General features: G+C 34.3%; 21 protein-coding genes, 1 riboswitch and 1 other annotated feature. Of the genes, 17 read left to right on the top strand and 4 right to left on the bottom strand.

The window, feature by feature from the left end; all coding sequences use genetic code 11:
* Positions 1–77: 77 nt before the first annotated feature.
* A complete protein-coding gene (gene dusB, locus J6L95_RS01450; protein WP_287457846.1) occupies positions 78–1070 on the top strand; it encodes a tRNA dihydrouridine synthase DusB in 993 nt (330 codons plus the stop codon).
* A 28-nt stretch (positions 1071–1098) separates the two neighbouring features.
* A complete protein-coding gene (locus J6L95_RS01445; RefSeq protein WP_287457844.1) occupies positions 1099–2037 on the top strand; it encodes a DUF1848 domain-containing protein in 939 nt (312 codons plus the stop codon).
* Between the two features lie 16 nt (positions 2038–2053).
* On the opposite strand, the gene J6L95_RS01440 is transcribed toward J6L95_RS01445, so the two are convergent.
* The 3 genes from J6L95_RS01440 to J6L95_RS01430 form a co-directional block, all read right to left on the bottom strand.
* The gene (locus J6L95_RS01440) at positions 2054–2911 is read right to left on the bottom strand and encodes an N-acetylmuramoyl-L-alanine amidase family protein (RefSeq protein WP_287457843.1); all 858 of its coding nucleotides are present in this window, start codon (positions 2909–2911) and stop codon (positions 2054–2056) included.
* Positions 2912–2984: 73 nt separating this feature from the next.
* Positions 2985–3788 (bottom strand): HAD family hydrolase, encoded by an 804-nt coding sequence (locus J6L95_RS01435; protein ID WP_287457841.1) that lies wholly within the window; start codon positions 3786–3788, stop codon positions 2985–2987.
* A 2-nt stretch (positions 3789–3790) separates the two neighbouring features.
* Positions 3791–5482 (bottom strand): PTS transporter subunit EIIC, encoded by a 1692-nt coding sequence (locus tag J6L95_RS01430; RefSeq protein ID WP_074686045.1) that lies wholly within the window; start codon positions 5480–5482, stop codon positions 3791–3793.
* Positions 5483–5634: 152 nt separating this feature from the next.
* Between J6L95_RS01430 and J6L95_RS01425 the strand changes: the two genes are divergently transcribed.
* The 9 genes from J6L95_RS01425 to J6L95_RS01385 all read left to right on the top strand — a co-directional run bounded on the left by J6L95_RS01425 (position 5635) and on the right by J6L95_RS01385 (position 13164).
* Positions 5635–6396: a MurR/RpiR family transcriptional regulator gene (locus J6L95_RS01425; protein ID WP_074624428.1), complete on the top strand. Its 762-nt coding sequence runs from the start codon at positions 5635–5637 to the stop codon at positions 6394–6396.
* Complete coding sequence (locus J6L95_RS01420) at positions 6393–6935, top strand: GNAT family N-acetyltransferase (protein ID WP_074689100.1); 543 nt, start codon at positions 6393–6395, stop codon at positions 6933–6935. Before J6L95_RS01425 ends, J6L95_RS01420 begins: the two co-directional genes overlap by 4 nt.
* A 42-nt stretch (positions 6936–6977) precedes the next feature.
* Positions 6978–7186, top strand: a binding site (T-box leader).
* Positions 7187–7218: 32 nt separating this feature from the next.
* The gene (gene lysS / locus J6L95_RS01415) at positions 7219–8712 is read left to right on the top strand and encodes a lysine--tRNA ligase (protein ID WP_074689102.1); all 1494 of its coding nucleotides are present in this window, start codon (positions 7219–7221) and stop codon (positions 8710–8712) included.
* 74 nt (positions 8713–8786) lie between these two features.
* Positions 8787–8897: riboswitch (TPP riboswitch) on the top strand.
* A 71-nt stretch (positions 8898–8968) separates the two neighbouring features.
* Positions 8969–9787 (top strand): hydroxyethylthiazole kinase, encoded by an 819-nt coding sequence (gene thiM / locus J6L95_RS01410; RefSeq protein ID WP_287457837.1) that lies wholly within the window; start codon positions 8969–8971, stop codon positions 9785–9787.
* Entirely contained in the window at positions 9777–10409 is a 633-nt protein-coding gene (gene thiE / locus J6L95_RS01405) for a thiamine phosphate synthase (RefSeq protein ID WP_287457836.1), read from the top strand. The genes thiM and thiE overlap by 11 nt, the downstream gene beginning before the upstream one ends.
* A complete protein-coding gene (locus tag J6L95_RS01400) occupies positions 10402–11073 on the top strand; it encodes an HAD family hydrolase (protein WP_287457835.1) in 672 nt (223 codons plus the stop codon). Before thiE ends, J6L95_RS01400 begins: the two co-directional genes overlap by 8 nt.
* 28 nt (positions 11074–11101) lie before the next feature.
* Positions 11102–11911: a bifunctional hydroxymethylpyrimidine kinase/phosphomethylpyrimidine kinase gene (thiD, locus tag J6L95_RS01395; protein WP_287457833.1), complete on the top strand. Its 810-nt coding sequence runs from the start codon at positions 11102–11104 to the stop codon at positions 11909–11911.
* Positions 11895–12515 (top strand): class I SAM-dependent methyltransferase, encoded by a 621-nt coding sequence (locus J6L95_RS01390; RefSeq protein WP_287457831.1) that lies wholly within the window; start codon positions 11895–11897, stop codon positions 12513–12515. The genes thiD and J6L95_RS01390 overlap by 17 nt, the downstream gene beginning before the upstream one ends.
* Positions 12490–13164: a TenA family protein gene (locus J6L95_RS01385; RefSeq protein WP_287457829.1), complete on the top strand. Its 675-nt coding sequence runs from the start codon at positions 12490–12492 to the stop codon at positions 13162–13164. Before J6L95_RS01390 ends, J6L95_RS01385 begins: the two co-directional genes overlap by 26 nt.
* A gap of 33 nt (positions 13165–13197) precedes the next feature.
* On the opposite strand, the gene J6L95_RS01380 is transcribed toward J6L95_RS01385, so the two are convergent.
* Positions 13198–15108 carry a BglG family transcription antiterminator gene (locus J6L95_RS01380; protein WP_287457827.1) on the bottom strand — a complete coding sequence of 637 codons (1911 nt, stop codon included), beginning with the start codon at positions 15106–15108 and terminating at the stop codon, positions 13198–13200.
* Positions 15109–15308: 200 nt separating this feature from the next.
* On the opposite strand from J6L95_RS01380, the gene J6L95_RS01375 reads away from it, so the two are divergent.
* The 6 genes from J6L95_RS01375 (at position 15309) to J6L95_RS01350 (ending at position 21601) form a co-directional block, all read left to right on the top strand.
* Entirely contained in the window at positions 15309–15770 is a 462-nt protein-coding gene (locus tag J6L95_RS01375; protein WP_238586047.1) for a PTS sugar transporter subunit IIA, read from the top strand.
* A complete protein-coding gene (locus J6L95_RS01370; protein ID WP_074624441.1) occupies positions 15771–16088 on the top strand; it encodes a PTS fructose transporter subunit IIB in 318 nt (105 codons plus the stop codon).
* 98 nt (positions 16089–16186) lie between these two features.
* A complete protein-coding gene (locus J6L95_RS01365; protein ID WP_107318464.1) occupies positions 16187–17287 on the top strand; it encodes a PTS fructose transporter subunit IIC in 1101 nt (366 codons plus the stop codon).
* A gap of 48 nt (positions 17288–17335) precedes the next feature.
* Positions 17336–20053: a mannosylglycerate hydrolase gene (gene mngB / locus J6L95_RS01360; RefSeq protein WP_287457821.1), complete on the top strand. Its 2718-nt coding sequence runs from the start codon at positions 17336–17338 to the stop codon at positions 20051–20053.
* A gap of 10 nt (positions 20054–20063) precedes the next feature.
* Positions 20064–20942, top strand: a complete 879-nt coding sequence (locus tag J6L95_RS01355; RefSeq protein ID WP_287457820.1) for an ROK family protein — start codon at positions 20064–20066, stop codon at positions 20940–20942.
* A gap of 95 nt (positions 20943–21037) precedes the next feature.
* On the top strand, positions 21038–21601 hold the full coding sequence (locus J6L95_RS01350) for a TMEM175 family protein (RefSeq protein WP_287457819.1): 564 nt from the start codon (positions 21038–21040) through the stop codon (positions 21599–21601).
* Positions 21602–21741: the final 140 nt, after the last annotated feature.

The following is a 21741-nucleotide window of genomic DNA, read 5'->3' as shown; positions in this document are numbered from 1 at the left end:
ACTGAGAATTGTATCAATAAGACTGATTATTTGTCTTTTCATGTAGAAATATGATATAGTCACAATGGTGAATTATTATGTGGAAAATAAAAGATGTAGAAATAGAACACCAGATCGTTCTTGCCCCAATGGCAGGGATTACTAATCTGGCTTATCGTAAATTAGTAAAAGAATTTGGCGCAGGTCTTGTTGTATCAGAGATGGTAAGTGACAAGGCGTTGTGTTATGGCAATCAGAAAACAATTGATATGTTAAAAGTGGATGAAGATGAACATCCCATCTCTATTCAAATATTTGGTGGAGAAGTTGAATCAATGGTTAAAGCTGCCAAGTTTGTAGAGCAACATTCTGATTGTGATATCATCGATATCAATATGGGATGTCCTGTAAATAAGGTATTAAAAGCACATGCGGGAAGTGATCTTCTTAGAGATCCTGAGCGTGCTTATAATATTGTTAAGGCAGTTGTAGAAGCCGTGAATATTCCTGTTACTGTTAAAATGAGAATAGGCTTTGATAAAGAACATATCAACTGTGTTGAATTTGCGAAAATGATGGAAAAAGCAGGCGCAAGCGCCTTGGCAGTACATGGTAGAACACGTTCACAGTTCTATGAAGGACAGGCAGACTGGTCTTATATTAAACAAGTTAAAGATGCAGTGAATATCCCAGTAATGGGAAATGGTGATGTAAGAACACCAGAGGATGCCAAAAGAATGTTAGAAGAAACAGGCTGTGATGCAGTGATGGTAGGACGTGCAGTCCTTGGTAACCCATGGCTTATTCAGCGTATGATTGATTATCTTGAAACAGGTGAAGATCGTGGTGATCCAGATTATCACCAGAAATTTGCATTATGCAAAGATCATGCGAAAAGACTTGTAGTCCAGATGGGAGAGCGCAATGCGATGAGAGAAATGCGTGGACATGCGCCATGGTATATCAAAGGTCTACATTCAAGTGCACATATCAAGAATGCCTTGACTAAGATTGAAACATATAAAGAATTAGAAGATATTCTTCAAGAATATGAAACATACTTATTAGAATATGAAAAAAAAGAATCATAGCCTGATTCTTTTTTTAGAAGGAGGAAGCATGATACTAAATACTGGAAATAGAACAGATATTCCTGGATATTATTCTGAATGGTTTATGAATCGTATACGTGAAGGGTTTGTCTATACAAGAAACCCCTATTATCCTGAACTAGTGACAAAGTACTCACTTTCTCCTAAAGTGGTAGATATCATCCAATTTTGCACGAAGAATCCTATCCCAATGTTAAAGTATCTTGATGAACTCGATGTTTACCATACCGTCTGGCAAGTCACCATTACTCCCTATGGAAAAGAGATAGAACCCCATGTTCCTAATAAAAATCGCATCATAGATGCAATTAAAGTTCTTTCGTCGAAAGTAGGGAAACAAGCTATCGCTTGGCGTTATGATCCCATCTTCATCAGTGAGAAATATACAGTGGATTATCATATTCACATCTTCGAAGAAATGTGTAAAAGACTTTCTCCTTATATAGATCAATGTATCTTTAGCTACATTGATCTATATAAAAAAACAGTAAGAAACTTTCCAGGGGTACAGGAAGTTTCTTTAAGCGATAAGAAAAAGATTGCGAAAGCATTCAAGAGTATAGCGGACCGCTATCATGTACGTCTTCGTACATGTCTTGAGAATGATGATTTTCTAATCGACTACAATATTGATGTATCAGGATGTTCTACTAAAGAAGAAATGGAACATTTTACAGGTCTACACTTGCATTGGCCAACAGGATTGGACAATGCAAGAGAAGGGTGTCGATGCATTCTTGGCAATGATATTGGTTCCTATAATACTTGTGGACATGGCTGTCTATACTGTTACGCAAATGATGATATGATGCAAGTAAAAAGAAACATGCGACATCATGATCCTAAGTCGCCTATTCTAGTAGGTCATATTAAAAAGAGTGATCATATAAGAGAAGCTAAGCAGGAATCATTTATTGATAAACAAATGACAATTTTTGACTACTAAAAAAGTGTGAGAGTACTCACACTTTTTTAAAGTAGTTATCTAGTCCATTAGCGATGCCTTGTACCATTTTATTCTGGTAGCTTTCTGTGCTTAATAGACGATCTTCACTTGGATTGCTCATAAATCCCATTTCTACGAGTGTAACTGGAACCTTGGACCAGTTGAACCCAGTCATATCATTTCGCGTTGAGAGACCGTTATTTTTCGCATTTGTGGCAGAGGCAAAAGCTTTGTTTACACATGCTGAAAGCTGACGTGATTTTGTAATGATCTGCTTATTCATATAACGATTATTATATCCTGGCTGAAGGATTGAGAATCCGTGCATATTGCGATTGGTAGATCCATCAGCGTGAAGACGTATAGTTGCATCAACTTTTGCATTATTGGCTTTGATGGCTCTTTGTGCATTAGAAATATCGACATTCTGTGTAGTACGAATCATCAGCACCTTGTATCCACGTTTTACAAGTTCCTTTTGTAGCTTTAAAGCAACTTCTAGATTAAGTTTTGCTTCACTTTTTTTCGTAGCCACTCCAGATGTACCAGAAGAAACTTTAGGTTTCTTCGTACTAGATCCTGGACCTACTGGTTCAAGAGAATTGTTTCCTTTCGCTTGATGTCCAGCATCAATGCAGATATAGTAATTAGCATTTGTACTCTTTTTCACCACAGTCTTTTTCTTAATAGTTTTCTTTTTTGTACTTTTCTTCGTAGAAGCACTTTTCTTAGTAGTTGTTTTTTTCTTGGTAGCTGTCTTTCTCTTCGCTTTCTTAACAGTTGTCTTGTTAGTGGATACATGAATGTCATTAGTACGTCTGCATCCTACAAGAAGAAGAGAAAAGACAAGGCATAATGCGAATAATTTCTTCATGAAAACCTCTCCTTTATTTATAATATAAACAATCTACAAAAATAAGTAAAGGCTCCTCTTGGAGCCTTTGCTTTTATAAGATAGGTAAGGGAGTATGAGCACATTTTCTAGATTGTGCTAATAGCTCATAAATGTGATCAACAGCTTCATTAAAACTATCAACGACATATGTGGCATGAACCTTTACATTTTCTGGAGCATGGGACATGCAGAAAGAGAGGGAGGCTTCTTCAAACATGGAGATGTCATTTCCAGAATCGCCGATGGCTATGATGAGATCATAGTCTCTTGAAATATGTTTTAAGGCTTCGCCTTTTGAAACATTCTTCGCTGTAATCTCAATTCGTGTTCCTCCTGATTGATACACTTCGCATTCAGGGAGAGTATCTTTAAGTTTTTTTACATAAGTGGATGTTTGTGCTCTTTCAGGTCTAACATTGAACTTGTAGATTGAAAGATGTTCTAATGCGTGGAAAGGATCAGCAGGAGTCTTAAGTTCCATATTCCAAAGACGTTCTGGATGTTCATGATGGAAGTTGCCAATGCGTTCATTGCCATCAAGGGCATCAAAGATCAGCTTTTCTTGTTTTAAGAAATGAAGTATTTTTTTAACGGTGACGGGTGGGATACATTTCTTAAAGAGAATATTATGGTTCTGATTTTCAATTAGCGCTCCATTGAAGGCAATGAAGTGATTCGAGGAAACCTTATTGTGGGTAATATAGTCGATTTCTTTAATGGAACGACCTGTCGCAATAGAGAAATCACTGAAGGTTTTTAGCTTACGATAGGCTTGAAGATCTTCATCACTGATCCTGATTGAATCCTTGATAAAGGTACCATCAAGATCAGTAACGCATAGTATCTTTTGTGACATTATTATTCTCCAATGCCTAAGATTTCCTGAATTTCCATCTTAAGAACATTGGCGTAAGCTCCATAGATGGATTGCATCTGCATTCCATTTTCCGCAAATCCCATGGCTTCAAGCTGAGATGTAATGGTATTTTTATCGACAACTGATTTATCTTTTACATCAATACGAAGACGAGTGATGCAGGCATTGACATCAGTGATGTTACTTGGACCACCATGAGCTTCAATGAGACGTAAAGCAAGTTCATGAGTCTTTTCTTCTTTAGAAAGCTTAGAGAAATCAATTGGTGGATAAGATGATTTCACTTCCTGAGGTTCATCAGTTCCAACCTGCTGGATCTGAACCCCAATCTTTTCACGTGCTTCTTTCTTAGAGGCAAGGTGAACTTCACCGCTATCTTCACGACCAGGTGTCTTGAAGTTGAATTTTAAAATCATAAACTTGAAGACGAAATAGTAGATGAAGAAGTAAGGTATTCCAACAATAAAGACAAGCCACCAGTGGGTCTTAGCTCCTTGAAGAACACCGTATATGACAAGATTGATAAAGCCGTGTCCCGTAGGAGTAGCTACCCCAGCACCAAGTAGATGCATTACCAGTAAAGCAGAACCTGCCAATACTGCATGCACTGCATATAAAGCAGGTGCTACAAACAAGAATGTAAATTCGATTGGTTCAGTAATACCAGTCAAGAATGAAGTAGCAGCTGCTGAGAATAATAATGATCCAGCAATCTTTCTCTTTTCAGGATCAGCACATTTATACATTGCATAAGCTGCACCAGAAAGACCGAACATGAAGTAAACAAACTTACCACCATTGAAACGAGTGATTGTTGGATCAATAGCAGTAATCTTAGGATCTGCAAGAGAAGCAAGGTAGGCACTGACTGTTCCTACGACATGTTCACCATTGATAATCCATGAGCCACCAAGTTCAGTTGTACGAACTGGCCAGTTTAATCCATGATGTAAACCAAATGGCAATAAGGCTCTTTCAACTAGACCATATAGGAAAGTACCCACTGGACCAGATTTTAAGATCGCAACTGACATGATACTGATGCCTGTCTGAACGATAGGCCATACAAAGAAGATTACAACAGAAACGACTGACATGCAAAGCATTGTGGCAATAGGGACAAAACGTGGTCCACTAAAGAAACCGATGACTGCAGGCAATTCCTGTTTAACTGCCCATTTATGGACAAAGTAGACGGTAATACCAACAATAATACCACCAAAGACACTTAAGTCCATTGTCTGAATACCAAGCACTTTTGTCTGCATGGCATTGGCTAAAGCTAATTTTGCCTGTGTAGATTCCATTCCGGTAGTATCTACAAGCTTGCCGCTGGCACTTAATAGGAAGTTAAGAATATTATGCATAACTAAGAATCCTAGTAAACCAGATAAAGCAGCAGATCCTTTTTCACGTTTAGCAAGACCTACAGCTACACCAACCGCAAAGATGACTGGAAGATTATCAAAAGCAGCATCTCCCAAGGCAATCAAGAACTTCATGACAAACTGGAAAATAGCATTGTTTAAAACCGGAAACATTTCCAGAGTGTTAGAGTTTGTGAACGCAGTTCCAATTCCTTTGATGATACCAGCACCAGGAAGTACAGATACTGGCAAGAGGAAAGAACGTCCAAATTGTTCAAACGCAGATATGAATTTATTTTTCTTCATAAATAAAAAACCCCTTTCTACAAACATATTTTTCCTTTCTGAATTTGACATTCATATTCTATCAAACTATTATTTGAATAAAGGGTTTTGGAATATTCTTACGCAGTTAAATATTTTTTTCTTGAAGGGTAAAAAATGACTGAGGAGGAATTATGTTTTTAGAACAGTTAAAAAATCATTATGAAAAACTATCCTTAAATGAACAGGAAGTCATTGATTATCTCATGAAACAGGAAAATCTTGATACATTAACATTAAAAAAGATGAGTGCAGATCTTTATCTTTCATCATCTACGATAGTAAGAGCATGCAAGAAGCTGGGGTATCATACTTTCAATGATCTAAGATATGATCTACGTTTATCTAAGGAATTGTCAAAATATCAGGGACAAAAAACACAATCTTCTTTTGAGGAGTTAAAGGGACAGTTAACATTAGAATTTAATCAGACATTATCTATTCTTTCAGAAGAAGACTTTCATTTTTTTGCCCAGCAGATTATTAATGCCAGAAGAATCTTCTGTATTGGGGTAGGTTCAAGCTATATGGCCATGAGTGACTTTAATAGAAAATTAAAACTCGTGAACTTGTGGTCCAATGATTACTTTGAACATTACAGCATTAAACGTATTGCGGATATTTCTACAAAAGAAGATGTTATCATTGTATTTTCTTTAGGAGGAAGAACAGAAGAAGTCAATCAGTCTGTCTATGCAGCAAAACAGAACGGTACAAGGATTCTTTCTATTACAAGTTTAGGCAACACGTATTTATCACAGCTTAGTGATGGTGTTATTTACGTGTATGATACAATAAAGAAACATGAAAAACTTAGATCTAGACTGATGTTTAATTTAGTGGGAACACTATTGTTTGAAGTTATACTTGATGAATTAGCAAAAGGGGATATATGAAAGAATTAGGGACAAAATCTCTTTTTACAAAGAGATTGGTATTAAGACGTTTTAAAGAAGAAGATATAAAGCCATTCTATGAAAACTATGGTAGTGATAAAAAAATTAATAAGTATATTACATGGAATCCTTATAGCAGTTATGAGGATACTAAAGAGTTTATAAAATGGAATATTGATAAATATGATGATCCTTTCTTCTTTGGATGGGTGATAGTCTATCATGATGAAATCATTGGGACTATCTCAGGTTTTAATTTTAATCTCTTTAATAGCAGTATTGAATTGGGATATGGTATTTCAAGTAGATATTGGAATAATGGATTGGCGAGTGAAGCAGGAAAAGAAGTGGTGAGATTTCTATTTGAAGAAGTAGGAATGCATAAAATATATGCTTCTTTTGAGAAAGAAAATGAAGCTTCAAGGAAGGTTCTAGAACATCTTGATTTTGTATATGAGGGGACATCTCGAGATGCGATTGTGAAAGAAGATGGAAGCTACTGTGATCTGGTTTATTATTCTATCTTGAATGATAAGTAAAAAACTTGACAAATACAGTATAAAATAGATATAATGTGACACGCAAAGGCGATGAATAGAAGAGTAGTTTTATACTTGCTTAAAGAGAGTCTCTGGATGGTGTAAAGAGATAGTAAAGGTAAAATGAATAAAGACTAGGAGCCGTATCTTGGATATAAAGATTGATAAGATAACGTGTGACCGCGTTAAGGTCTAAGAGGCTGTAGCAATACAGTGAATTAGGGTGGTACCACGATGCTCTCGTCCCTTTGGACGGGAGTTTTTATATTGAAAGGAGAAACACATGGCAGAAAAGAGAAAGTTCACTCAGCAAGAACAGGTACGTAGACAGAAACTAGAAGAATTAGCAAACTTAGGTATTGATCCATTTGGACAGAAGTATGATGTAGAAACATATACATCAGATATTAGAAGAGAATATGGTTCATGCACTAAAGAAGAACTAGAAGAAAAGAAAGTCTCTGTACAGATTGCAGGACGTATCATTAGAAGAAGACGTAAAGGGAAAGTATGTTTCATGGATCTATTAGATCGTGATGGCAGCATTCAGCTTTATGTAAGAAAAGATGTTGTTGGAGAAGAGATCTATGAAATCGTTAAACGTGGAGATCTTGGAGACATCATTGGTGTTAAAGGGGAATTAATGGTAACTGACATGGGTGAATTAACTGTCCGTGTTGATGAATATACTCATTTATCTAAAGCATTAAGACCTTTACCTGAAAAGTTCCATGGTTTAACTGATACTGAAGAACGTTTTAGAAGAAGATATGTAGACTTAATCATGAATGAAGAAGCAAGAAAAGTTGCTTTCACTAGACCTAAGATCATTAGATCTATCCAGAACTACTTAGATTCTAAACATTTCGTAGAAGTTGAAACACCAATCATGAATAACATTCTTGGTGGGGCAGCAGCTAAACCATTCGTAACACATTTTAATGCGTTAGATTCAGATTTCTATTTAAGAATTGCGACTGAATTAAATCTTAAGAGATTAATTGTCGGTGGTATGGATGCTGTTTATGAAATTGGTAGATTATTCAGAAATGAAGGTATGGATAGAACTCATAACCCTGAATTTACTACAATTGAAGTCTATAAAGCATTCTCTGATCTAGAAGGTATGATGGACTTAACTGAAGGTATCATTGCCAATGCAGCTATGACTGTAAATGGTACTTATGATATTGAATATAAAGGACACAAGATTTCATTAGCACCAGGATTCAAGAGAATCTCTATGACTGATGCAATTAAGGAAAAGACTGGTATTGATTTCAATGAACATATGTCATTTGAAGATGCTAAAAAGTTAGCAGAAGAACATGAAATTGAAGTTGAACCACATTTCGCTTATGGTCATATCATCAATGCATTCTTTGAAAAGTATGTAGAAGAAACTATTGTAGAACCAACATTCGTATATGGTCATCCAATTGAAATTTCTCCATTAGCTAAGAAGAACCTAGAAGATCCTCGTTTCACTCAGAGATTCGAATTATTCATTTGTGGTAATGAATATGCAAATGCATTTACTGAATTAAATGATCCAATTGATCAGTATGAAAGATTCGCTAACCAGTTAAAAGAAAGAGAACTTGGTAACGATGAAGCCAACGAAATGGATATGGATTATGTAGAAGCCTTAGAATATGGTATGCCACCAACAGGTGGAATGGGTATGGGAATTGATAGATTAGTTATGTTATTGACTGGTCAGGATACTATCAGAGAAGTTATCTTATTCCCTGCAATGAAGAATATTAATGATTAATGTAAAGAGCATCCTTGGATGCTCTTTTTTATTAAGAAAACGTTTGCATAATTTTCAATATGATGATAGTCTATTACCAACAACAGGGGAGCTTGTAAGGCAGGCTGAGAACGAGAGTAACAAGAGCTCGGACCCATAACCTGATTTGGATAATGCCAACGTAGGGATATCATTGTGCGAGAGTTTTTTTGCGTATAAGCAGATATATCAGAGTTGGTATATCTGCTTTTTTGTTGGAAGAATAAGGAGAAAAAAGATGCTGGGGGAAAATTTAAACAAGGTCAGAAAGAATGTACCACTAGTCCATAACATTACCAATTATGTCACAGTAAATGATGTTGCCAATGTATTGCTTGCATGTGGTGCTAGTCCGATTATGGCTGATGAAGCTGAAGAGGTAGAAGATATTACATCCATCTGTGGTGGCCTTAATATCAACATTGGTACATTAAACAAAAGAAGCATTCAATCAATGTTTCTTGCAGGAAAGAAATCTAATGAATTACATCATGTCGTTTTATTAGATCCAGTTGGTGCTGGTGCTTCCGCACTGCGTACCAACACGGCGTTGAATTTATTGAAAGAAATCAAATTCGATGTAATCAGAGGAAATATTTCAGAAATTAAGACATTGGCACTGGGAAGTGGAACGACCAAGGGTGTCGATGCAGACATAGCCGATGTCATTACAGAAGACAATCTTGATGAAGCTATATTATTTGTAAAATCATTTGCAAAAAAGACAGGTGCTATTATTGCGATTACCGGTGCCATTGATCTAGTAAGTGATGAAGAAAGATGTTTTGTCATAAGAAATGGTCGTAAAGAAATGAGCAGAATTACCGGTACAGGATGTCAGTTATCAGGTATGATGACCGCATTTCTTATCGCCAATAAGAATCCTTTAGAAGCAGCAGCTGCTTCAGTTTGTATGATGGGATTAGCTGGTGAAATAGCCTGGAATCATATGCAAGATGGAGATGGTAATGCGACATATCGTAATCGTATTATTGATGCCATCTTTAATATGGATGAAGAGACTTTAAATAAAGGAGCTAAATACGATGTACGATGAATTATTGCTTTATGGGGTAACGGATCGTCATTGGTTAAATGGAAGACGCCTTTATGATGATGTGAAAGAAAGTCTAGATGGTGGAGTTACCTTTATTCAATTAAGAGAAAAGACTTTAGATGAAGAGACGTTTCTATTAGAAGCTAAAGAGATTAAGTCATTATGTGAAGCGTATCATGTGCCCTTTGTGATTAATGATAACGTGGATATTGCCAAAAAAATAAATGCGGATGGTGTACATGTTGGACAAGATGATATGAACGTAGAAGATGTACGTCGTATTTTAGGAGAAGAAAAAATCATTGGGGTATCTGCTTCAAGTGTTGAAGAGGCATTATGTGCTGAAAAAGGTGGTGCTGATTATTTAGGAGTAGGTGCTGTATTTCCTACAAGTTCAAAAGATGATGCATCAGATGTTTCTTTTGAAATATTAAAAGAGATATGTGAGGCGGTATCTATCCCCGTCATTGCGATTGGTGGTATTAGTAAAGAAAATGTCCATAAGCTTTCTGGCAGCGGTATTGTCGGTATTGCGGTCATTAGTGCTATCTTTGGTAAAGAAGATATTAAACAAGCAGCTATTGATCTTAAGAAAGAAACAAGAAAGGCACTTTATGATTAAGGGAGCTATTTTTGATATTGATGGTGTGATTCTAGATTCAATGGAAATGTGGAATGATCTAGGAAAACGTTATTTAAGTTCTATAGGGATAGAAGCTGAAAAAGGTCTTAATGATATCTTGTTTTCTATGAGTATGGAAGAAGGAGCAAGGTATCTTAGTGAACATTATCATGTAGAAAAAAGCAGTGTTGAGATTGTAGAAGATATCAAGAATATGATTGAGAACTTCTATGTTAATGAAGTTCATGAAAAAGATGGTGCTAAAGAGCTTTTAGCATTTATTAAGAAACAAGGTATCAAGATTGTAGCAGCTACAAGCAGTGATAGTGTTCAAGTTGAAAAAGCTTTAAGAAGAAATGGTCTATATGAATATTTTGAAAAAATATTTACGACAAGTGAAATAGGAAAAAGCAAGCATTCTTCAGATATTTATGATGAAGCTACACGTTATCTTCATGTTTTACAAGAAGAAACATTGGTTTTTGAAGATTCTCTTTATGCATTAAAGACAGCGAGGGAAGCTGGCTATATTGTGATAGCTGTCTTTGATCAATATGGAGAAAAGAACCAGTATGAATTAAAAATGATGGCTGATTATTATCTGAAAGATTACTCAGCTTTTAAAAGCGGCAAGTTGGGGGCACCACTTCCTATCACTTTATAAAATAAATGCGAAGAAAGAAGGAATAATCATGAAAAAAGCATTAACAATCGCTGGAAGTGATTCTAGTGGAGGCGCCGGCATTCAGGCAGATTTAAAGACGATGACTATGAATGGTGTATATGCTATGTCTGCCATAACAGCATTGACTGCACAAAATACAACGGGGGTAAGTGGAATTATGGAGGCCACACCAGAATTTCTTTCTTTAGAGTTGGATGCAGTCTTTACTGATATTTATCCTGATGCTGTTAAGACAGGAATGGTTTCATCAAGTGAACTGATTCATACGATTGTAAACTCATTAAAGAAATATCATGCTAAAAACATAGTAGTAGATCCAGTAATGGTCGCTACAAGTGGAGCTAAGCTTATTAGTGATGATGCAATTGAAACATTAAAAAAGGAGTTATTACCTGTTGCCACAGTAATTACACCTAATATTCCTGAAGCTGAAGTTTTATCTGATATTAAGATTAACAATGAAGAAGATATGATTACAGCAGCAAGAATCATCTATGAGAAATATGGCTGTAATGTGCTTTGTAAAGGAGGGCATCAAATTAATGATGCAAATGATCTTCTTTATCGTGATGGTAGTTATATATGGTTTAAGGGGAAGAGAATTAACAATAACAACACACATGGAACAGGGTGTACATTATCCAGTGCTATTGCCTCATTTTTAGCTAGAGAAGAAAGCTTAGATGAGGCAGTCAAACATGCTAAAGACTATATTTCTAAAGCATTAGAAGCACAGCTTGATCTAGGAAAAGGAAGTGGGCCATTGGCTCATAATTATGTACTATTTGAAGTGAATAAAGATGATACAGAAATTTGATGGATATGATAAAAAGTATGATGAATGGTTCATGAAGAATGAAAACTTATTTATGAGTGAATTAAAACTATTCAAGAAAGCATTAGGTGATATTGAAAACAAGAGAATCCTCTCAGTAGGATGTGGTAGTGGCTTATTTGAAAGCTATATTGATTCTCGTCATATTGAAGGTATTGAACCTTCAAAAGATATGGGAGAGATTGCGAAAAAAAGGGGAGTCAATGTGATCAAATATGGTCTTATTGAAGATGTAGATCTTCCTACTTATAAGAAATGTAGACAGGCATTAAAGAAGAATGGAAAGCTCATTCTTCTTGATGTACCTAAAGAAAGTGTGTATCTTCTTGGAAAAAGCTTAAATACATATGATCATGATTATCTTAATGGTGTAATGCCAGCTTTACCTTATCCATTAGCGTTAGCTTCATCGGGAGTATGGCATTCTACTGAAAAGAAAATTGATGTGCTAAAAAGCATTAATTTTAATGATTTTCAATATTTACAAACATTAATTCGCAATCCATTGTATACTAATGAAGAAGTTGAAGATGTTCAGGAAGGGTATAAGAGTGGTGGATATGTCGCAATCATTGCGAAGAAGTGATAATTTAAAGTTTACTGATCTTCTTTTTAAGAGAGTATCAGCGCTTTGGGATAATGAAGTAAAAAATGATTTTATTGTTCAAATGGCTAAAGGTGTCTTAGATATAGATCGTTTTAAAAACTACTTGATGCAAGATTATTTCTATTTATTAGATTATTTGGATATTTTAAAGAAACTAAAGAATATGTGTGTACATGAGAACTTGTCTAATCATTTAGATAAGATGATCAATGAAACGATGCATGAAACATATTCTGTACATGTTCCTTATATGAATAGAGTAGGTATTACTCAAAAAGAGATTTGTAATTGTAAGATTAAACCGGTCATTAAAGATTATATTTCTTACATTAAATCAGTCATTGAAGAACATACTATGTTAGGAGGCGTTATTGCGCTTCTTCAATGTTCATGGGGATATGCCTATGTTAGCGAGAAGGCATGGAAACTTTATGGGAATAATGAACATTCACTCTATAAGGACTGGTTTGATGCTTATTCTACGGGATCATATATTGATGCTAATCAGGATTGGATTGATCTTATTAATGAGATGACGAGATTTCTTGATACAGATCAAGCAGAAATTCTTTGCGATATTTTTGTGAAGTGTGCTCAATTTGAAAATCAATTTTGGAATGTATTATGAAGAATGCCAAATGGAGTTATTCCATTTGGCATTTTAATTTATATATTCATCTAGTGTTTCTATGAATTGATTGTAAGTCAATGAATGAATAATGCCCTGCTGTAATTTGGGGTTATTTACAACTTCAATGAATAAATCGTAGAGATGTTCCATGTCAGTAGTATCACCTTTTTTAATGGCTAGAAGAAAGACAATTTTGATTGTTTCATCTTTGTTCCAAATAATAGGTTTATCTAGTATGGCCACAGCAACTTTTGTTTTTAGAGCAATGACATCTAAAGGATGAGGGAGAGCGAAAACTTCATTCATATTGGTATTGGATAGATTTTCTCGTTCATATACACTTGTTAAGAAGTTTTCATCAACAATCCCTTCTTGTATAAGCATGTTATTCATTTTTTCTAATAATTTATTTTTAGATATAGAAGTAGATTCATGTATAAAAAGTGATGGAGAAAAGAATTTCTGAATCTTTTTTGATTTCCCTTGGTTGATTGAAGCAATAAAATGAGACACAGTCTCAATATCGTTTTGAGGAAGTGAAAAGTCTACAGTAATTGTTGGGCTATATGTGGACTCGAGCGGTATTGTAGAGATAACGAAATCAATACCGTTAAAATCTTCATTTTTAAGTGTTATAAATTCATGATAGGACAATCTAGAAACAATGAAGATTTTATCTCCGAATACATTATTTAGGCGTGCTTCAAGCATTCTTGTAGTGGCTTGTCCAGATCCGCATACAAGATAAACATATTTCTTTTTCAGTGATCCTGAAAAGCATCTTTCAATTGATGCACCGATATGTAAGGCGATATATCCAAGTTCATCATCGGTGAATTCAAGAGTATCAATCTGCTTGAATACAGTTTTTGCGATTTCAAAAGGTAAAGGATAATTTGTTTTTATTGTGTTTAATAAGGGATTCCTATTTTCTATATTGAGTTCCATCATGCTCATTGATGTTTTTAAATGATTAAAAAGATCATTTTTTAGAACGGAATCATTTCTTAGATCAAAACGATAATTTGAATAGATGGTTTCGACTATATCTTGTACAAGTGATTTGATTTTTGCATTATTGATAGATTGATCTTGGTATTTTATGTTAGCGAGAACACGTAATGCAATGTAATTTTTCTCACCGTTGGTAATTGTGATACCAAAATATTCTTCAATAGATTGACATATTTCACTTGTGATCGTGTATATTTCCTCGGGAATTTCAACTGAATTAGTAAGACTTATGTAGTCATCATTAAGGATTCTTGAAATCATTAAAGCGAAATGTAAGGATAAATTATTTAGTTTAAAATCATCTGTTTCAATTTTGTATTTGTTGAAGATATTAATAATGATGTGCCCAATATTATGTAGGTCTATATCATTAAAGAATGTTTTCTCACTTGTAGAGAGTATCATTGATAAATGATCTTGAGAATAAATTTCATTGATAATACATTCTCTTTTGTTAGATTCATTTCCGATAATTTTAATGCCTATTCCTGGCTTTACGATATACTCCAAATTATAAACTGGGAGTATTTTTTTAATGGTTTTAATGTAGTTTGAAAGTGTGTTTTTAGCTACAAAAACTGAATCTGCGAGATCGTCGATAGAAATATAGTCATGACTATATAGCAAAATCGATAAAATGTATTTTACACGATCCTGGCTGGAATCTAATTCTTTATCTTTTGAACTGCTTTCTTTAAAACTAGCAATGAATTTGTTGTATGCATCTAAATCATGTATTTCAACATAATAACCAGAGCGTCGTTTTAATTTTATAGAGGCTCCAATAAGATTGTCGTTGAGATTATTGATATCAGTTCTAATAGTTCTTTCAGATACTTTTAAAAGTAATGAGAGTTTACTCGCAGTTGTGAATTCATTATTACGGATGTAGTTAAAAATGTCATCAAGTCTCTTGTAATTGAACATAGTGTTCCTCCAATAAAATCAACTTATTAATAATGATATATTAGCATGCCAACTTGAAATGGCAATGGAAATCATTTCCGTTTAAATGTGGAAATAGGAGATGTAAGAGCTTACACATTTCCGCTTAAAGTGGAAATGGAATGGATTGAGAAGGGAAAAGATGTTAACTATACTTAGAAGTGTCAAAGGGAGGTGCGAGCATGAACAATATGCTAAATGAACAAACAATTTTCTTGGATGTTGATGAAGTAGATAAAGATAGCATCTTAAAATTTATTTGTAAAAAAGCAAAAGCATTAGCTGTTGCAGATGATGAAGATGTTTTATATCAAGATTTTTTAGATCGAGAAGAAGAGTTCTCAACTGGTCTACAAGATGGCTTTGCTATTCCTCATGCAAGAACAAAGAATGTCAAAAAAGCAACTGTGATGTTCTTACGTAATAAAAGAGATATTGACTGGGTGACAATGGATGATCAACCAGTTAAATATATTTTCGCATTGCTTGTTCCTGAAGAAAGTGCAGGTAATTTGCATCTGAAGATGATTTCTTCACTTGCAACAGCATTATTGGAAGATGATTTTAAAGAAACAGTAAAGTCATCTAAAGATAAGACTGAGTTGATGAATTATATTTTAAAGAACATGGAGGAGGAAAATTAAATGAAAGTTGTTGGAGTTTCTGCATGTCCAGCGGGATTAGCACATACACCTATGGCAGCAAAAGCGTTGGAAAAAGCAGGAAAGAAAATTGGATTTGATGTAAAAATGGAGCAACAAGGCTCAATGGGACAGATCAACAAGATTACGAAAGAAGAAGCGCAAGCTGCTGACTTTGTCTTAATTGCATCGGATCAAAAGATTCAGGAAATGGATCGTTTTGAAGGAAAACCAATCATTCGTGTAAATATTACAACATGCATTAAGGCACCAGAAGCTGTGCTTAAGAAGTGTGCAAAAGCTGTTAAAGAAAAAAAATAACCTCACTCTGGCCAGTAAGGTTACTAACGTATAATGGAATACGCACTCTCATTATACATTAAATAGTCGAAAATAATATAAAAAGGAGAGTTTAAAAAATGAAAAAGTTTTTTTCTGAAGCAAAAGGTCATTTAATGACTGGTATTGGTTACATGTTGCCATTGATTATTGGTGCTTCATTAATTGTCGCAATCCCACTTATTATTGCATTATTCTGTGGAGTTCAGTCTTTAGATCCATATGCTGAAAAGACAGGATTCTTTCATACATTATATTTAATTAATCAAGTTGGTTGGACTGGTATTGGATTAGTTAATACTGTTCTTGCTGGTTTTGTTGCTTATTCTATTGCTGATAAACCTGCAATTGGTGCTGGTTTTATTGGTGGTGCTATTGCTACTAGTACTAAAGCTGGATTCTTAGGTGCTGTTATTGCAGCATTCTTAGCAGGTTATACTGTTAAATGGTGTAAAGAACATATTAAGTTGCCTGATTCAATGCAACAGATGATGCCGCTTGTTATCTTGCCATTCTTTGCTACTGGAGTTGTTGCAGTTGTAATGGGTGCTATCCTTGCAACACCATTGTCAGCTATTAATACAGCTTTAGTAGACTGGTTAAAAGCTATGAGTCAATCTGGAACATCACAGCTTGTACTTGCATTAGTATTAGGTGCAATGATTGCATCTGATATGGGTGGCCCTATCAATAAGTCTGCATGGATGGCAGGTAACGTGTTATTAACTGAACATATTTATCAGCCAAATGTTTATATTAACTGTGCAATCTGTATTCCTCCATTAGCTTATGCTATTTCTACATTAATTAGAAAAGATCGTTTCTCTAACAGTTTTAAAGATGCAGGAAAAGGTAACTGGGTTATGGGATTTATTGGAATTACTGAAGGTGCCATTCCATTTACTTTGGTAAAAGCTTCTCGTCTTATTCCTATCAATATGATTGGCGGTGCTTTAGGTGCAGCTGTTACATGCTTGCTTGGAGCAAAAGCTAGTATTCCTCCTGTTGGTGGAATTTATGGATTCATTACAATTTCAAATGGATGGGCTTATCTTGTAGGTATGCTTGTAGGTGCATTATTTATTGCCATTGTTGCTCCTATGGTTGTTGACTTCAATGTTGATACTGAAAATGAAGAAGAAACATTATCAGAAGAAGATATCGATATCTCATTTGAATAAGTACTTATAGGAAGAGGAAACTCTTCCTATTGTTTTTAGGAGGTTCATATGAAAAAAGTACATGTTATTCCACATTCTCATTGGGATAGAGAATGGTATTTTACAACATCACGTTCTAAAGTTTATTTAATGAATAATTTAAAAGATATATTAGATACATTAGAAAAAGATCCTAAATTTAAATATTATATGCTAGATGCACAAGGATCCTTGTTGGATGATTATTTAAAATGGGTTCCTAAGGATAGTGAACGTATTCGTAAATTAGTTAAAGCACATAGACTTATTATTGGTCCTTGGTATACACAAACAGATCAAATGTTAATTTCAGCAGAGTCAATAGTACGAAATATGTACTATGGCATGAAGACTTGTGAAAAGTACGGACCATATATGAACGTTGGATATGTACCTGATTCATTTGGTCAATCAGGAAATATGCCACAAATTTATAATCAATTCGGTATAAAAGATACTTTATTTTGGAGAGGTGTCTCTAATGATATGGTTAAACACACTGATTATAATTGGATTGGTGATGATGGTTCACAAGTTTTTGTAACACAAATTCCATACGGATACTATATTGGAGGAAATATTCCAGAAGACAAGGATGATGCCAATAAGTTTTGGGAAGAAGAATGCTTTAAGAAAGCTGGTACAGGAGCTACAAATAATATCTATTTTCCAAATGGCTTTGATCAGGCACCAATTAGAAAAAATCTTCCTGACCTGATTGAAAGACAAAGAAAAGCAGATCCGAATAATGAATATGTTATCAGTTGTGTAGAAGATTATATTAATGATGTAAAGGCAAGTCACCCTGATCTTGAAGAAGTAAAAGGAGAGTTGCTGATCGCAAAACATATGCGTATTCATAAATCAATCTATTCTTCAAGAAGTGATTTGAAAATAATGAATACACAGATTCAAAATTATGTAACCAATGTGTTAGAACCATTATTAAGTATGTCTTACTCATTAGGAAACGAATATCCTCATGGGGCAATGGAAGAATTATGGAAACTATTATTTGAAAATGCTGCTCATGATTCAATTGGATCATGTATTTCAGATACAGCTAATGAAGATGTCTATGTACGCTATAAGCAAGCAAGAGATATTGCTGTTAATCTTGTTGAACTTCATACTAGGTTAATAGCTACAAATATCAAGAATAATGATGATATGACAATAACTCTATTTAATACACTACCATTTACTAGAAATGAGACGGTACTTGCTAAGCTTTATCTTCCAGGTGAAGATTTTGCTTTAATAGATCCTAATGGTCAGGTGATAGATTACACGATTGTTTCTTCTCGTGATCTAACAGATTATGTTTTAGCTCAGACTATTAAGCTTGATCCAAGTAAACAATTCTATGTTCCTCATACTGTTTTAGAGGCAACAATTGCTATTGAGGCAAAAGATCTTCCTGCAATGGGATATGTACAGTATTCATTAGCTTTTGATAAAACAAGTCATCAGAAATTAAGAAAAACAGATGTTATTGAAAATGAATATTATAAAATTAATGTTGAAGCAGATGGATCATTAACAATTACAGATAAGAAAAATAATCATGTGTATAAAAATCAGGCTATCTTTGAAGAGAATGGTGATGGAGGAGATTCTTTTAATTATTCACCTGCACATCAGGATCTTATTACTACATCATATAATCATATGAGCTCTTATGAGGCGAAAGCATCTTCGTTGTATAGTGAGATGATTATTGAATATAGTTTGCCTATTCCTAGTGATTTAGAAGAAAGAGCGAAGGGAATGAGATCGCTACAATTACCAATTCAAATGGTTGTCAGATTAACAAAAGAATCAAGAATAATTGATTTTTATGTCCATGTTGATAATATTGGAAAATCACATCGACTATGTGTAACTTTTGATGCTGATCTTATTACAAAAACCAACCTTGCAGATGAACAATTTGGTACAATAGAAAGAGAGAATGTTCATGAAAATGAAATGAAGTTATACAATGAGGCTTTAAAGAAATCTGAACAGAGTAAAGAAGAGGTTAATGCGAATATTCCTGTAAATTTCCAACAAAATAATATTGCATGGCAGGAACCACCTATTTCTATTGAACCAACACAAAGTTTTGTGAGTTTAAATAAAGATAATAGAGGAATTGCTTTATTCCCTCAAGGAGTTCGTGAATATGAAGTGATTGATAATCACGCTTTACGATTGACATTATTTAGAACTTATTCTTTTATGGGAAAAGAAAATCTTATTTATAGACCAGGTCGTGCAAGTGGGGAACGAATAATTGAAACACCTGATGCTGAACTATTAAAACCTTTAGATTTTAGTTTTGGATTTATGTCATTTAGTCAATCATTTAATAATTCACTTATTGCCAATTATGCAAAAGAATATAATACTCCAGTTATTGCTAAGGAGTATGCTGAATTTTTGAATGGACGATTAATTTTCTCTGAAATGGAAAAAGAGGGACAAGAAGAAAAAGAGTTTTCATTATTTACTACTGAGAATAAACTTATTGTAAGTGCAATAAAAAAAGCTGAAGAAAGAAATGGATATATTATTAGATTGTTTAATGGGCAATATCATGAAGATGTAAGCGACGTTTTACATTTTAATAAAAAAGTTGTTAATGCATACTATACAGATTTAAAAGAACAAAAAGTAGAAGATATATCTTTTGAATCTAGCCGCATTCCAATTAAAACATTATCACATTGTCAATTTATTACTGTTTATGTAGAAACAGAGTAAGGAGGAAAAAATGAAATTAGGAGCTATTGAAGGTGGAGGAACTAAATTTGTTGTGGGAGTAGGAAATGAACATGGAGAAGTATTTGATCGTGTAAGTTTTCCAACAACTTCACCTGAAGAAACAATGCAAAAATGTATTGATTATTTTAAAGAACATGAAGTAGAAGCTATTGGATTTGGTTGCTTTGGTCCTATTGACCCTGATAGAAATAGTAAAACATATGGTTATGTAACAACTACTCCTAAGCCAGGATGGGCACAGAGTAATGTAGTTGGTGCATTAACTGATGCTTTTCCTGATATGCCAATTGGTTTTGATACCGACGTAAATGGTGCATGTCTTGGAGAAGTTTACTTTGGTTCTGCAAAAGGATTGAAAAATGCTGTCTATTACACAATTGGTACAGGAATAGGTGGAGGTGCCTATGTTGAAGGACATCTTCTTCATGGACTATTACATCCTGAAATGGGACATATGAAATTAATCGTACGAGAAGATGATTCTTATAAAGGTAAATGTCCATATCATGGTACATGCTTCGAAGGATTAGCAGCAGGTCCTGCAATTGAAGAAAGGTGGGGACAGTCCGCAAAAGAATTACCACTTGGTCATCCTGCATGGGATTTAGAGGCTTATTATATTGGACAGGCACTTGCAAACATCGTATTAACTCTTTCACCACAGAAAATCATTTTAGGTGGAGGAGTTATGCATCAAAGTCATCTTTTCCCAATGATTTCCAAGTATATGAATCAATTCTTAAATGGCTATATTCAAAAAGAAGAATTACAGGCAGAAGATTATATTGTCTGGCCTGAACTCGGAGATAACGCAGGCTTATGTGGTTCATTGGCACTTGCCTTACAAGCAAAAAAAGAATGTGAATAGTAAACTGGGCATAGTTGATTTTAAATCAACTATGCTTTTTCTTTTTATTACTAAATAATATTAGCTATAATTGAAATAAAGAGGATGGAACGGTTATGGAGAAGAATAGATTAGAAGCATTTAGCGATGGTGTTTTAGCAATTATTATTACTATCATGATATTAGAAATGAAACAGCCAGTAAGTGATCGTTTTAGCGATTTTATTGCACTAGGACCCACATTATCTGCTTATATGCTTAGTTTTATTTTTATTGCGATCTACTGGGTTAATCATCATCAGATTTTTAGAAAAGCAAGAAGAATCAATATCAAGATTCTCTGGTGTAATATAATCTGGCTATTCGTCATGTCTTTTATACCATTTGCGACTGCTTGGGTAGGTACCTATCCAACATCATTAGCACCAGTTTCTATTTACTTCACAGATATGTTGCTGGCGAGTGTTGCTTTTCATCTTTTATACTATTTTATAATTCATGAAAATGGTGAACACTTCAAATTAAGTAAAAGAAATGCAATCAGTTTACTAGTCTATCTTTTAGCATCACTATTTGGTGGTTTTTATCCACTTGTTTCTTTTGTCATTATCGCAATCATAACATGCTGGTGGATTATGCCAGAAAAGATTGTGATTGAGGAAAAGAATAATTGTAATTAGAAAAGAGGCTGTAACGAAATAAATACAGCACTCAAATAAAAAATGGTGGCATCCTCATAAGTGATGAGGAATGCCACCTTTTTTGATATAATTAGGCTATGAAAAATAACAATACAAATACACCTAATTACAAGAACAAT

Origin of the sequence: Kandleria sp., from assembly GCF_017934775.1 — a bacterium.
In the GTDB taxonomy this organism is placed as follows: domain Bacteria; phylum Bacillota_I; class Bacilli_A; order Erysipelotrichales; family Coprobacillaceae; genus Kandleria; species Kandleria vitulina.
Note: the sequence above shows the minus strand (reverse complement) of the source record. Positions and strands in the feature narration are given on the sequence as shown.

What these genes read in the sequence shown, in the direction of transcription:
- dusB (WP_287457846.1), top strand. Translation starts at nt 78, where the DNA reads ATGTGGAAAATAAAAGATGTAGAAATAGAACACCAGATCGTTCTTGCC.
- J6L95_RS01445 (WP_287457844.1), top strand. Translation starts at nt 1,099, where the DNA reads ATGATACTAAATACTGGAAATAGAACAGATATTCCTGGATATTATTCT.
- J6L95_RS01440 (WP_287457843.1), bottom strand. Translation starts at nt 2,911, where the DNA reads ATGAAGAAATTATTCGCATTATGCCTTGTCTTTTCTCTTCTTCTTGTA.
- J6L95_RS01435 (WP_287457841.1), bottom strand. Translation starts at nt 3,788, where the DNA reads ATGTCACAAAAGATACTATGCGTTACTGATCTTGATGGTACCTTTATC.
- J6L95_RS01430 (WP_074686045.1), bottom strand. Translation starts at nt 5,482, where the DNA reads ATGAAGAAAAATAAATTCATATCTGCGTTTGAACAATTTGGACGTTCT.
- J6L95_RS01425 (WP_074624428.1), top strand. Translation starts at nt 5,635, where the DNA reads ATGTTTTTAGAACAGTTAAAAAATCATTATGAAAAACTATCCTTAAAT.
- J6L95_RS01420 (WP_074689100.1), top strand. Translation starts at nt 6,393, where the DNA reads ATGAAAGAATTAGGGACAAAATCTCTTTTTACAAAGAGATTGGTATTA.
- lysS (WP_074689102.1), top strand. Translation starts at nt 7,219, where the DNA reads ATGGCAGAAAAGAGAAAGTTCACTCAGCAAGAACAGGTACGTAGACAG.
- thiM (WP_287457837.1), top strand. Translation starts at nt 8,969, where the DNA reads ATGCTGGGGGAAAATTTAAACAAGGTCAGAAAGAATGTACCACTAGTC.
- thiE (WP_287457836.1), top strand. Translation starts at nt 9,777, where the DNA reads ATGTACGATGAATTATTGCTTTATGGGGTAACGGATCGTCATTGGTTA.
- J6L95_RS01400 (WP_287457835.1), top strand. Translation starts at nt 10,402, where the DNA reads ATGATTAAGGGAGCTATTTTTGATATTGATGGTGTGATTCTAGATTCA.
- thiD (WP_287457833.1), top strand. Translation starts at nt 11,102, where the DNA reads ATGAAAAAAGCATTAACAATCGCTGGAAGTGATTCTAGTGGAGGCGCC.
- J6L95_RS01390 (WP_287457831.1), top strand. Translation starts at nt 11,895, where the DNA reads ATGATACAGAAATTTGATGGATATGATAAAAAGTATGATGAATGGTTC.
- J6L95_RS01385 (WP_287457829.1), top strand. Translation starts at nt 12,490, where the DNA reads ATGTCGCAATCATTGCGAAGAAGTGATAATTTAAAGTTTACTGATCTT.
- J6L95_RS01380 (WP_287457827.1), bottom strand. Translation starts at nt 15,108, where the DNA reads ATGTTCAATTACAAGAGACTTGATGACATTTTTAACTACATCCGTAAT.
- J6L95_RS01375 (WP_238586047.1), top strand. Translation starts at nt 15,309, where the DNA reads ATGAACAATATGCTAAATGAACAAACAATTTTCTTGGATGTTGATGAA.
- J6L95_RS01370 (WP_074624441.1), top strand. Translation starts at nt 15,771, where the DNA reads ATGAAAGTTGTTGGAGTTTCTGCATGTCCAGCGGGATTAGCACATACA.
- J6L95_RS01365 (WP_107318464.1), top strand. Translation starts at nt 16,187, where the DNA reads ATGAAAAAGTTTTTTTCTGAAGCAAAAGGTCATTTAATGACTGGTATT.
- mngB (WP_287457821.1), top strand. Translation starts at nt 17,336, where the DNA reads ATGAAAAAAGTACATGTTATTCCACATTCTCATTGGGATAGAGAATGG.
- J6L95_RS01355 (WP_287457820.1), top strand. Translation starts at nt 20,064, where the DNA reads ATGAAATTAGGAGCTATTGAAGGTGGAGGAACTAAATTTGTTGTGGGA.
- J6L95_RS01350 (WP_287457819.1), top strand. Translation starts at nt 21,038, where the DNA reads ATGGAGAAGAATAGATTAGAAGCATTTAGCGATGGTGTTTTAGCAATT.